The sequence below is a fragment of the Mycobacterium sp. 94-17 genome, assembly GCF_035617725.1.
Lineage (GTDB): Bacteria > Actinomycetota > Actinomycetes > Mycobacteriales > Mycobacteriaceae > Mycobacterium.
This window is the reverse complement of record NZ_JAPIYN010000029.1, coordinates 29,295-41,525: the sequence shown is the minus strand read 5'-3', so window position 1 is coordinate 41,525 and position 12,231 is coordinate 29,295. Positions and strand designations below refer to the sequence as shown.

12 protein-coding genes are annotated in these 12,231 nt (G+C 66.7%); 8 read left to right on the top strand and 4 right to left on the bottom strand.

Going from position 1 to position 12,231, the window contains the following annotated elements:
- Positions 1–45 precede the first annotated feature (45 nt).
- A complete protein-coding gene (locus OQ789_RS24070) occupies positions 46–696 on the bottom strand; it encodes a TetR/AcrR family transcriptional regulator (RefSeq protein ID WP_324688694.1) in 651 nt (216 codons plus the stop codon).
- Between the two features lie 121 nt (positions 697–817).
- Here OQ789_RS24070 and OQ789_RS24065 point away from each other — a divergent pair, with 121 nt between their 5' ends.
- Both OQ789_RS24065 and OQ789_RS24060 read left to right on the top strand, forming a co-directional pair.
- Entirely contained in the window at positions 818–1,825 is a 1,008-nt protein-coding gene (locus OQ789_RS24065) for a Rieske 2Fe-2S domain-containing protein (RefSeq protein WP_324688693.1), read from the top strand.
- Entirely contained in the window at positions 1,822–2,904 is a 1,083-nt protein-coding gene (locus OQ789_RS24060) for a dihydrodipicolinate reductase (protein WP_324688692.1), read from the top strand. The genes OQ789_RS24065 and OQ789_RS24060 overlap by 4 nt, the downstream gene beginning before the upstream one ends.
- Before the next feature lie 5 nt (positions 2,905–2,909).
- Here OQ789_RS24060 and OQ789_RS24055 read toward each other — a convergent pair whose 3' ends face one another.
- Positions 2,910–4,268: an HNH endonuclease signature motif containing protein gene (locus OQ789_RS24055; RefSeq protein ID WP_324688691.1), complete on the bottom strand. Its 1,359-nt coding sequence runs from the start codon at positions 4,266–4,268 to the stop codon at positions 2,910–2,912.
- Between the two features lie 123 nt (positions 4,269–4,391).
- Here OQ789_RS24055 and dapB point away from each other — a divergent pair, with 123 nt between their 5' ends.
- From dapB to OQ789_RS24035, 4 genes are all read left to right on the top strand, one after another.
- Positions 4,392–5,129, top strand: coding sequence for a 4-hydroxy-tetrahydrodipicolinate reductase (gene dapB / locus OQ789_RS24050; RefSeq protein ID WP_324688690.1), 738 nt, complete (start codon positions 4,392–4,394; stop codon positions 5,127–5,129).
- A gap of 48 nt (positions 5,130–5,177) precedes the next feature.
- Positions 5,178–5,645 carry a hypothetical protein gene (locus OQ789_RS24045; protein ID WP_324688718.1) on the top strand — a complete coding sequence of 156 codons (468 nt, stop codon included), beginning with the start codon at positions 5,178–5,180 and terminating at the stop codon, positions 5,643–5,645.
- Between the two features lie 115 nt (positions 5,646–5,760).
- Complete coding sequence (locus OQ789_RS24040; RefSeq protein WP_324688689.1) at positions 5,761–8,934, top strand: ATP-binding protein; 3,174 nt, start codon at positions 5,761–5,763, stop codon at positions 8,932–8,934.
- A 40-nt stretch (positions 8,935–8,974) separates the two neighbouring features.
- A complete protein-coding gene (locus OQ789_RS24035; RefSeq protein ID WP_324688688.1) occupies positions 8,975–9,427 on the top strand; it encodes a flavodoxin family protein in 453 nt (150 codons plus the stop codon).
- Here the strand turns inward: OQ789_RS24035 and OQ789_RS24030 are convergent.
- A complete protein-coding gene (locus tag OQ789_RS24030) occupies positions 9,424–9,915 on the bottom strand; it encodes a hypothetical protein (RefSeq protein ID WP_324688687.1) in 492 nt (163 codons plus the stop codon). The two genes, OQ789_RS24035 and OQ789_RS24030, sit on opposite strands and share 4 nt — an antisense overlap.
- Positions 9,916–10,074: 159 nt before the next feature.
- Between OQ789_RS24030 and OQ789_RS24025 the strand changes: the two genes are divergently transcribed.
- Entirely contained in the window at positions 10,075–10,899 is an 825-nt protein-coding gene (locus tag OQ789_RS24025) for a class I SAM-dependent methyltransferase (protein ID WP_324688686.1), read from the top strand.
- Here OQ789_RS24025 and OQ789_RS24020 read toward each other — a convergent pair.
- On the bottom strand, positions 10,896–11,729 hold the full coding sequence (locus OQ789_RS24020; RefSeq protein ID WP_324688685.1) for a thioesterase family protein: 834 nt from the start codon (positions 11,727–11,729) through the stop codon (positions 10,896–10,898). The two genes, OQ789_RS24025 and OQ789_RS24020, sit on opposite strands and share 4 nt — an antisense overlap.
- An 85-nt stretch (positions 11,730–11,814) precedes the next feature.
- Between OQ789_RS24020 and OQ789_RS24015 the strand changes: the two genes are divergently transcribed.
- Positions 11,815–12,216: a nitroreductase gene (locus tag OQ789_RS24015; RefSeq protein ID WP_324688684.1), complete on the top strand. Its 402-nt coding sequence runs from the start codon at positions 11,815–11,817 to the stop codon at positions 12,214–12,216.
- The last annotated feature ends 15 nt before the right edge of the window (positions 12,217–12,231 follow it).

Below are 12,231 nucleotides of genomic sequence, written 5' to 3'. Positions count from 1 at the left end.
CATCGAAATCGCTCGGCGTGGCCTCGCGAATGGTGACGCCTGCCGTCACGGCCGGGGTTGCTCGAGATAGGCGGCCAACGCGTTGGTCAGACCGCGGCGCGCCATGTCCAGGTCTGCGTAGGAACCCAGCTGACGCTCCGACACCAGGCCGCGCATCGCGCCGGGGATCAGCGCCGCGACCTCGCGGACCCGATCCGGGTCCACCGCCAGACCCGCGAACGAGTGCTGGCAGGTCTCCAGCCAGCTTTTGCCCCAGGAGAACAGCTCCGCGGCCGTGCGCGGGTAGAGCCGCTCGAGCTCGCCGGGATCCCGCGGCAGCGCGGCCCGCAGGTTTTCGATCGCGCGCGAATCCGCGGATGCCAGGCCATGGTAGAGGGTTTCGATGATGGCGCCGACCCGCTCACGCAGCGGCGCATCCGGCGAGACCGGGGCCGACAGGGTGGAGAACGTCGCGGCGCGCCGTTCGGCGGTGCGGTGCAGCACCGCGGCCCAGAAGCCGTCGGTGTCGCCGAACTGGTACTGCACCGCTCCCCAGGTGGCGCCGATGTCCTTGGCGATGCGGTTGGCCGAGACCGAGCCCGGCTCGCCGGAGGCCAGCGAGCGCAGGGCCGCCTCGAGCATGCTTTCGCGAGTCGCATGACCCCGCCGATTCGGGCGCCGGCCCGCGACGCCTGCCGCGCTGTTGTGACGGGTCATTGGCCGATCTTAGCCACCCGCGCCGGGTCGGTCGCAGAGTTTCATAGAGGGTGCTTTGATTTTGTCGTGGCGCGGCCTATCATTCGTACCCGAAGGAGGGTGGCTCACATGGCAGGACTCGATGGCTAAGCCACCGTTGTCGATGAAACCGACCGGCTGGTTCCAGGTCGCCTGGTCCGACGAAATCGGCGTTGGCGACGTGCGCACGATGAAGTATTTCGGCCAGGAGATGGTCGCCTGGCGCGCGGAATCCGGCGAGCTCACGGTGATGAACGCCTACTGCGAGCATTTGGGCGCGCACCTGGGCTACGGCGGCAAGGTCGTCGGCGAGGTGCTGCAGTGCCCCTTCCACGGATGGCAGTGGAGCCGGGAAGGCCGCAACGTCTGCATCCCGTACCAGGATCGGCCTAATCGCGGCCGCCGCATTCGCACCTACCCGGTGGTCGAGCGCAACGCGTCGGTGTACATCTGGCACGACCTGGACTGTCGCGAACCCTACTTCGACGCCCCGGACGTGTTCGCCGCCTTCACGGACGGCAGCAGCGCGGACGACTACTACCCGCAGCAGCGCCTCTATCGCGAAACCCTGGAAATGCACCCGCAATACGTGCTGGAGAACGGGGTTGACTTCGCGCACTTCAAATACGTGCACAACACCCCGATCGTGCCGGTGTTCACCCGCCACGACTTCGCCGAGCCGGTGTCCTACGTCGACTTCACCATCACCTTCGAAGGCGCTGACAACCAGTCGATCGAAGACGTCAAGAGCGGCGTGCAGGCCATCAACGGCGGTCTGGGCATCGCGGTGACCAAGAGCTGGGGCATGATCGACAACCGCACCATCTCGGCGATCACGCCGGTCGACGAGTTCACCTCCGACGTGCGCTTCATGGTCTACATCGGCCGGACGCCGCACAAGGACACCGCCCGCGCCGCCGCCAAGGCGGACGAGTTCGGGCGCGAAGTCATCCGCCAGTTCGAGCAGGACATCGAGATCTGGCGACACCAACGCTATTCGGATCCACCGGCCCTGGCCGCCGACGAGTACGAAGGCTTCACGGCAATTCGTCAGTGGGCCAAGCAGTTCTATCCCGATGTGTTCGCATCGCAGGAAGGATCACGGCAATGAGTGCAGCCCCCGTTCGCGTCTTCCAGGTCGGAAGCGGCAACGTCGGCACGGAGATGATCAAACGGATCGCGACCCAGCCCGACATTGAACTCGTTGGCGTGCACTGCTATTCGCCGGAGAAGATCGGCAAGGACACCGGGGTGTTCGCCGGGCTGGCGCCCAACGGGTTGGCGTTCACCGGGACGGTCGAGGAGATTATCGCCGCCAAGCCGGACGTGCTGACGTTCCACGGGGTGTTTCCCGACGAGGACCTCTACGTCAAGGTGCTCGAGGCGGGCATCAACATCGTCACCACCGCCGACTGGATCACCGGGTGGCACCGCGACAAGAACCACCCCCACCCGTCGGGCAAGCCGGTCAGCCGGCTGTTGGCCGAGGCGTGCGAAAAGGGAGGCGCGACGTTCTACGGCACCGGGATGAACCCGGGACTCAACCAGATCCTGGGCGTGGTGTGCTCGGCCGACGTCGCCGACATCGAGAACGTCACCACCATCGAATCGGTCGACGTGTCGTGCCACCACTCCAAGGACACCTGGATCGAGGTGGGCTACGGCCAGCCGGTCGACGACCCCGAAATCCCGTTGAAGCTCGAGAAGTACACCCGCGTGTTCGCCGACAGCGTGTACATGATGGCCGACTGCTTCGACCTGCGCCTCGACGAGGTCACCTTCAGCTACGAGCTGGGCGCCTGCACCAAGGACGTCGACCTGGGGTGGTACACGCTGCCCAAGGGCTCGCTCGGCGGCAACTACATCAAGTACCAGGGAATGGTCGACGGCGTGCCGCGCGTGGAGACGCATCTGGAATGGCAGATGACTCCGCACACCGATCCCAGCTGGAACATCAAGGGCTGCTACATCACTCAGATTCAGGGCGACCCCTGCATCTACAACAAACACATGATCTTCCCCAAACCCGGCGTCGACCTGTCCAACCCGGACAACTTCGCGTCCATCGGCATGACGGTCACCGGCATGCCCGCGCTGGCCTCGATCAAATCGGTGGTCGCGGCGCCGCCGGGACTCATCACCAGCGCCGACCTGCCGCTGCGCGGGTTCGCCGGGCGCTTCAAGACATAAGCCGGTCACGGCGCCTCGTCGTCGTCCAAGAGGCGTTCCGGATGGTGAAAATCGTTGGTGCGCGCGCCGCGGTCTAGTTGCGGGGGTGGTATCCACTCGGTGCGGCCATCGGGTGTTTTCCTTGTTCGCCAACCTTTTTCGGCCAGCTTGTGGTGTGGCACGCAGGTGAAGGTGAGGTTGTCGGCGCCGGTCGCGCCGCCGGCGCCCCACCCGTCGAGGTGATGCACCTCGCACCAATAGCCGGGCGCGTCGCAGCCGGGGTGGGTGCAGCCACGGTCGTGCGCATACAACACGATGCGCTGATCCGGCGTGGCGACGCGGCGCGAACGCCCCAGATACAGTGGGCGGCCGCTGTGTTCGTCGAAGACGGCGAGATAGTGGTAGGCGTGGCGGGCCATCCGGATCACGTCGCGCATCGGCAGCAGCGTGCCCCCACCGGTCACCGCGCGCCCCGCGCCCGACGTAAGTTCCTGCAGCGTCGTCGACACGATCACGGTGACCGGTAATCCGTTGTGCCGGCCGAGCTTCGGGTCGCCCAGCTGACCGCGGACCAGGGCGTTGAGCGCGTCGTGCTGGCGCTGCGCGGGACTGCGCACATCGCCGCGGACACGATCATCGCCGGGTTCATCTGTGATGCAGGGTGTTTCGTCGTCGGGATTGCACATGCCGGGGGCCGCGAACCGGGACAGCCACGCGTCGACGTTGGCCCGCAGCTCGGGTGAGGCCACCAGCTTCGCGACGCTCATGCCGTCGGGCCGCTGGCCGCACCAGGCGAAGCCGCGCTGGCGCGCGCGGTCGGTGTCCGAGAATTTTCCGTCGGGGTTGATCCGCAGCGCGCACTGGTGCGCGAGCTTCTGCAGCTGGTCCGGGCGCAGCGTCCGCGCCTGCTCGGCCAGGAATCGCTCGGCGCTTTCCACCGTGGCGGGGGGTACGGCGTCGGGGAGATCCCGGACGAACGTCTGGATCACCCGCAGGTGCTGGCCGTCGAGCGCGCCGTCGCGCCACGCCACGGCGGTGGTCGGCAACTGCGGCGCCAATTGCTGGCCGGTAAGGGTCAGGCGTGGGGACAGCTCTTTGGCGTCGCGAATCCGACGGCACGCCTCGGCGTAGCTGATCCGCAGCCAGTCGGCGACCACCTTGTGCGCTGGGCCCCCGATGTCGGCGGGATCCTCTGCCGCCAGTCCGGCGAGGACGTCATGGCTCGCCGCGATCTGTCGCCGGCGCGAGGCCTCCATTCGTTCGAGCACGCGCAGCCGGACGGCGGGGCTCAGCGCATCGAAGTTCAGGCCGCGGATCGCCGCGTCGGCCGCGTCCTGCGCGTCCAGGGCGGCGGACACGTCGTCCGGGAGCTCGATCGAATGCATGTTCGAATCGTATGGGGGCACTGGCGCAAACGCCACAGGCGAAGCGGCACCTGTGCATGAAAACCCAACTGTGGATAAAGCCGATCGGAAGCCCGTCCGTCGCCCCCGTCTAGGGTGAACACCATGCGGGTAGGAGTGCTGGGAGCCAAGGGCAAGGTCGGTGCGGCGATGGTGGCGGGCGTGCGGGCCGCCGAGGATCTGAGCCTGTCGGCCGAAGTGGACGCCGGCGACCCGATGAGCCTGCTGACCGAGGGCGACACCGAGGTCGTCATCGACTTCACTCACCCCGACGTGGTGATGGACAACCTGAAGTTCCTCATCGACAACGGAATTCACGCCGTCGTCGGAACCACGGGCTTCACCGCCGAGCGGCTGCGGCAGGTGCGGGACTGGCTCGCCAACAGCCCCGGCACGTCGGTGCTTATCGCGCCGAACTTCGCGATCGGGGCGGTGCTGTCGATGCACTTCGCCAAGCAGGCCGCCCCATTCTTCGATTCCGTCGAGGTGATCGAGCTGCATCACCCGCACAAGGCCGACGCCCCGTCGGGCACCGCGACCCGCACCGCGAAGCTCATCGCCGAGTCACGAAAAGGCTTGCCGCCCAACCCCGATGCCACCAGCACCAGCCTGCCGGGCGCGCGCGGCGCCGACGTCGACGGCATCCCCGTGCACTCGGTGCGGCTGGCCGGCCTGGTCGCTCATCAGGAGATCCTGTTCGGCACCGAGGGGGAGACGCTGACCATCCGGCACGACAGCATCGACCGGACCTCGTTCGTGCCCGGCGTGCTGCTGGCCGTGCGGCGGGTCAGGGAACACCGAGGCCTCACGGTGGGTCTCGAGGCCCTGCTCGATCTGCAATGAACCTCGATCTGCAATGAACCTCGATCTGCAATGAACCTCGACTCTGCAATGACCAAAGCGTTACGCACCCAACTGCTCGTCGCCTTCATGTGCGTCGCACTGTTGGTGTACTGCGTGCTGTTGGGGCGCGTGGCCGTCGCGATGATCGGCTCCGGCCGGGCCGCCGCCGTCGGCCTCGGGCTCGCGGTGTTGATCCTGCCGGTGATCGGCCTGTGGGCGATGATCGCCACCCTGCGCGCCGGATTCGCGCATCAGAGGCTGGCGCGGCTGATCGCCGCCGACGGAATGGAACTCGATACCCGCGCGCTGCCGCGCCGGCCGTCGGGCCGCATCGAGCGCGACGCGGCCGACGAACTGTTCGCCACCGTGCGCACCGAAGTGGAAAACGACCCCGACGATTGGCGGCGCTGGTACCGGCTGGCCCGCGCCTATGACTACGCGGGCGACCGTCGCCGCGCCCGCGAGGCAATGAAGACGGCCTGGGACTTACACCAAGCCCTGCAGGGGCGGCGATAAGCGAGACACTGATCTCGTGCCGCAATCACCACGAACGCCGATGGACCTCGCGGACGTGTTCAACCGGTTACCTTTAGAGGACGCTTAGCGGGGGCCCGGATCGGCGGAGGGTCGGATGACGCTCATTGCAGTGTGCCGGACGTGTGGCACCGAGCCCTTGGAAAACGCCCGATTCTGTCACGGCTGTGGCTCACCAGTCGAAGACGGCAATAGCCGGGCTGAGTACAAGCAGGTCACCGTCCTATTCGCCGACGTGGTGCATTCGATGGACATCGGCGCTGCCGTCGGTGCGGAGCGGTTGCGCGAGATCATGGCCGATGTCGCCGACCGGAGCGCCTCAGCGGTGCAGCACTTCGGCGGCACGGTGGACAAGTTCACCGGCGACGGGATCATGGCGGTGTTCGGTGCGCCGGTGGCGTTGGAGGACCACGCCGTCCGTGCCTGCCTGGCGGCGTTGGGCGTTCAGGAGGAGGCCACCCGGTTGGCCGCTGAGGTCAAGAACCGCGATGGTGTGGATCTGCGGTTGCGCGTGGGTCTCAACTCCGGTGAGGTGATCGCCGGTGAAATCGGTTCGGGCACTTTGGGTTACACTGCGGTCGGTGCGCAAGTCGGTATGGCGCAGCGGATGGAGTCGGTGGCTTCGCCGGGCGGGGTAACGCTCAGTACGTCGACGGCGCGACTTGTTGACGGCTTTGCGACTCTCGGCGAACCCGAGCTGGTTCGGATCAAGGGTGCCGACGAGCCGGTGATCGCCTATCGGCTCTTGGGCATAGCGGAACAGCATCGGGTTGTCGACCGTACTGAGTCGAATCTGGTGGGTCGGCGATGGGAGATGGCCGCCGTAGACGCACTACTGCAACGCGCTACCGAGGGTCATGGCTCGGTGGTCACGGTGGTGGGGGCCCCGGGGATCGGCAAGAGCCGGCTGGTGCGCGAGGTTGCCGCGATTGCCACCGCCCAAGGTGTTGAGGTGTTCGGCACTTACTGCGAATCGCACGCCACCGATGTGTCTTTTCATGTGGTCTCGCGGTTGCTGCGGGAAACCACCGGTGTGGGTGGGTTGGAAGGCCCGGCGGCTCGCTTGCAGGCACGGGCTCAAGCGCCCGACGCCGACCCCGAAGATTTGCTGCTGTTTGACGACTTGCTGGGGATCGCCGATTGCGATGTAGAGCTCCCCAAAATCGATCCGGATGCCCGTCGGCGGCGGTTGACGGCTTTGGTGAATGCCTCTTTGCTGGCCCGTAAATCCTCGGCGGTCTACGTCATCGAGGACGCCCACTGGATTGATGAGGTCAGCGAATCGATGCTGGCCGACTTCGCCACCGTCATCCCGCAGACGCCCTCGCTTGTACTAGTCACCTACCGCCCCGAATACTCCGGCGCACTGAACCGGGTGAGCGGCGCCCAGAGCATCGCGCTTGCGCCGCTGAGCGATGCCGAAACCATCGCATTGGTCGCCGCCCTGCTGGGCCCGGACCCCTCACTTACCGGGCTGTCCACCCTGATTGTGGAGAGGGCGGCCGGGAACCCGCTTTTCGCCGAGGAGATCGTGCGGGATCTGGCCGAGCAAGGGGTGCTGAAAGGAACTGGCAGCAGCTATGTTTCGACTGCCGATGTGGGCGAGATCAGCATGCCTGCCACCGTGCAAGCCACCATCGGCGCCCGCATCGACCGCCTCGACCCGGCGGCTAAACGCACCCTGAGCGCCGCCGCGGTGATCGGGTCGATGTTCAGCCGCAGCCTGTTGGAAATCCTCGGAATCGATCCGGTGATCGACGACCTGTTGAGGGCGGAGTTCGTCGATCAGATCACCTTCACCGCCGACCCCGCCTATGTCTTCCACCATCCACTGACCCGCACCGTGGCCTACGAATCTCAACTCAAATCGGATCGCACCGAGTTGCATCGGCGCGTGGCCACCGCGATTGAGGCCCGTAGCCCGGCCTCGGCCGATGAAAATGCCGCGCTGATCGCCGAACATCTGGAGGCCGCCGATGATCGGCACGCCGCATTCGGCTGGCACATGCGGGCCGCCGCGTGGGCGACCAACCGCGACATCGCGGCGGCACGGCTGAGTTGGGAGCGGTCGGTGAAAATCGCCGACGCACTGCCCGCGGATGATCCGGACCAGGCGGTCCTGCGGATCGCTCCGCGGACCATGTTGTGCGGGACCGCCTGGCGAGTCCACGAACACGTGGAAGGTGCCCGCTTCGATGAATTGCGCGAGCTGTGCGCCGTCACCGGCGACAAGGCGTCGCTGGCCATCGCGATGGCCGGGCTGGTGATGGATCAGTTGTGGCAGGACCGGATGGGTGAGGCATCGCGGCTGGCCTCGGAAGCCTGGCCGTTCATCGAGTCGATCGGTGATCCGTACTTGACTGTGGGCCTTGCCAATCCGCTGATTTATGCCAAGAGTGATTGTGCCGAGTGGCCTGACGTGCTGCGGTGGTCGCAGACCGTCATCGACCTGGCCGACGGTGATCCGTCGAAAGGCAATTTCATTACCGGTTCCCCGTTGGCGCTCGCTTTCATGACGCGGGCAACTGCGCGTTATTGCCTGGGCCGTGCCGGATGGCGCGACGATCAGCGGCACGGCCTGGCCATGGCTCGCAGCGCCGACGCCATGTCCTACGCCTTCGCCGTCGCGTGGGCCTACTTCCCGACGGTGTCGAATGGCGTGCTGCGGCCCGCCGATTCCGCAGTGCACAAGCTAGAGGACGCCCTGCGGATTGCCGAGCGATCCAGTGATGATGTGGCGGTGACCTTCGTGCGGGCGACATTGGCCGTTGCGCTCGTCCAGCGCCACACGGCCGCCGATCGAGAGCGCGGACAACAGCTCCTGGCGCAAATTAGCGATGTGCTGCAGCGCCAGCGATACCTGTTGTCCGAGTTACCGCTCGTCAACGTGTATTTGGCGCGTGAGACGGCTCGGCGGGGCGATCGCGATCACGCCATAGGTCTGATGCGTGCCAACGTCGACCATCTGTTTCGGGAGCAGCGGCTGCTGGGATGGGGCATTCCGACGACGGGTGTTCTGGTGGAGACCCTGCTTGATCGCGGGTTCGACGACGACCTGGTTGAAGCCGAGGCCGCGATCGAGCGGTTGGCGGCCGCGCCGGCCGACGAGGGTTTGGTGGCACGTGAGATCTGGCTGCTGCGATCACGGACTCTGCTGGCGCGCGCACGCGGCGACATGGTGGCTTACGCGGATCTTCGGGATCGCTACCGTGACATGGCGACATCGCTTGGGTTTGACGGGCACACCGCGTGGGCGGAGACAATGCCATGACAGCTGCCGCGTTTGTCGGATTCCTGGATGGAGGTCGCTCGTGCCGCGTCTGCTGATCGTGCACCACACGCCGTCGCCGCACACCCACGAGATGTTCGAGGCGGTGGTCTCCGGCGCCACCGACCCCGACATCGAGGACGTCGAGGTGCTTCGACGACCGGCGCTGACCGTCTCGCCCGCCGAGATGCTGGCCGCCGACGGCTACTTGCTTGGCACACCGGCGAACCTCGGCTACATCTCGGGCGCCCTCAAGCACGCCTTCGACTGCGCTTACTACCAACTGCTCGACTCCACCCGGGGGCGACCGTTCGGTCTGTACTTGCACGGCAACGAGGGCACCGAGGGTGCCGAGCGCGCCGTCGACACCATCACCACTGGGCTGGGATGGTCCAAAGTCGCAGCGTCCGTGATCGTTTCGGGCAAGCCCAGCAAGGAAGAGCTGCAAGCGTGCTGGGAGCTCGGGGCGACTGTCGCCGCCCAACTGATGGATTAGGTCCGACGGCCCACGGAGAATCCGGTACCGACGTATCCCAGTGCGCCCGCCAGAACCACGAACTTGACCAGAGCCGCGATCTGCGCGCGCCGCGCATGCACGGCGATACGTGTGCCGCCAAGTACCTTCAGCAGCGAAACTCCTTCGGTCGCATCGGCGGCGACGGCAACTATCACTAACAGGGGCACGATCGCCGGATGGCCACGCCGTCGGCGTGCGCGATCCACGAGCAGTGCCGTCAGCCCGCCGTAGGTGGCCATGTAGCCGAAGTCGAGCCACAGGGACAAGCGCGCGGCCCGCCGACCGTCGCTGCCCCATCGAGTCATGATGTCCTCGGCCCGAGTTACGCTGCCGGCCAGCTCAAATGGGATGATCCCGGGCCCGCCGCTGCGTTGCATGCGCCGTTCCAGCATGAGCATTACCGTCGTGTAGCCGAGGAAGGAAACGGCAGCAGTCGAGAGACGCTTGTCCGGTCTGCGCTGGCTCACCACACAAGGCTCCTTTGAAATTGCGCTCGAGTCCAGAGTCATGCACCGGTTCGCACACCGCTTGAACGGATCCGTCGACGTCTGAACGCGGCGGATCGGTACAAGCGGGCACGGCCCCGTCGGGCGCACGCTTGACGTGGACGAGAACGGAGGTAGCCGATGTCCAAGGCCGCGCCCGTGCTGGGCCAGGTGCAAGAGACCCTGCTCATCCCGCTCTATGCCAGGGCCCGCGACGCCGCCCTGCGCCATCCCGTGCTGGGCGACCAGCGCGCCCGTGAGCTCGTCGATGCCCTGGACTACGACTTCACTCGGTTCGGCGGGCCGTCGCTACCGGGCACGGTGCTGCGATCGGCAGTCCTCGACGGGTGGGTGCGCCGGTTCCTCAACCAGCACCCGGCCGCAACGGTGGTAGAACTCGGCACCGGCCTCAACACGCGCTTCGACCGCCTCGACAACGGCTCCGTCCGCTGGTTCGATCTGGATCTTCCCGACACGATTGCGCTGCGGCGGCGCTTCTTTGCCGACCGGCCGCGCTGCGCCATGGTGGAGGGTTCGGTGCTCGACACCGACTGGTTCGACACCGTTGCCGCCGCCCCCGGCCCGTACCTGTTCCTCAGTGAAGCCGTCTTGGTGTACCTGACTGAAGCGCAGGTCCGCACGGTGTTGTCGCAGCTCGCTCAGCGGTTCGCGGGTTCGTTGCTCGCCTTCGACACCGTCGGCGCGGTCATGCTGCGAACCCAGCAGCGCAACGGCTCGATGCACGCCGTCACCGCCCGGATGCAATGGGCGTGTGAGGATCCGCGCCGGCTCGAAGCGTGGGGAACGCGGCTGCTGGAGACCCGCACACTGGCCAGCCCTCAAGCCGACGTCGCCCGGTCCTGGCCCGCCCGCTATCGCTACGGCCTGCCGCTGCTGGCGCGGCTGCTCCCGGTGGTCAACAGCTACAAGTTCAACCTGTTCACTCTCGCCCCCCGGTCCGGCTAGGCGTGGGTCGGCCGGAACGCGTCCGCCGGCTGGGCCAGCGCCAGCGCCGAGCTGGTGCCGATCGGCCCGTGCCGGTCGAACAGGGTCGCCGCGCCGGTGGCGACTCCCGCTGTGCCGTAGTGACTCTGGGCCGCGAGCCCGAGGAATTCGCCGTCGGGCAACCGGCTCGCGGTGACGGTGTAGTCGGCATTGATGTAGCGCAATCCGCCTGTGCCCCAATGGGTGAGTGAACTCGTGATGTCGCCGACGAAGGCCAAGCGGGTGAACGGGGTCAGCGGGTAGCCGTCCACCATCGGGCGAAACAGCCGGGCCCAGGCGAACTTCTGGGAATGGGACTGCTCCCACTCACCGGCGGAGATACCGGGACTGCCGTCGATCGTGGCCCCGTACCCCCAGATGAGAAACGGCATCTCCGCCGGGAAGCCGTCCGACGACGTCGGTAGCGGCGGCATCTGCGCCGGAGACGACCACACCTGCCCGTCGGGATGGTCGCCGCGCCGCAGAAACAACGCGCTGGCCCGGGCGACGACCGTCCCGTCCTGGATCAGGCTGCCGTCGACCAGCTTGATGCGACGGCCCTCGCGCTGCACGCGGGTCTGGATCCGCACCGGCCGCAGCAGGGCCGGGCGCAACAAGTCAACCGTGAAACGGGCGGGCTGCAAACCCGGGTCGACGCCGGATTGCTCTATGCGCCAACCCAACAGGCCCCCGACGATCTGGCCGCCCATCGTCGCGCCCCACGGTCCCTGCGTCATCTGGCCCGGAATGTAGGAGTCACCGGCCACGGTGAAAAACGCCTCCGGCATGATGGCGGAACCCTCGAACGTCACCGCTACACGATAGGACAGCGGATCTTGCGCGCACAGGACCAACGACCCTGGCGTTATCGACGACGGCGGAGCAGGCTCGCTACATATGCCCACCTATAAAAATGCGCGCGTACGAGATTTCGTCCGCACCTTCAACAAGCACGTGACCAACCCGGCGATGAGCGGCCTCGCGGGCCATCGTTATTGGTATGCGGCAATGATCGAGCACACCGGCCGCAAGTCGGGCAGGCAGTGCCGGACCCCGGTCGTCGCGGTCAAGGTTCCCGACGGCATGGTCGTACCGTTGCCGTACGGCGTCGGCGTCGACTGGCTGCGCAACGTGCCTGCCGCCGGGTCCGCGACGATCGTCGACTACGGGTGCACCTACCGCGTCGTGCGGCCGGAAGTCATCGATGCCCCCACCGCCGAACCACAGCTCTCGGCGTTGCGGCGCCGGGTCTTGCACGCATCGAACGTGGACAGCTACGTCAAGTTCGCGCCGGTGTGAACTACGGTTTGTGGT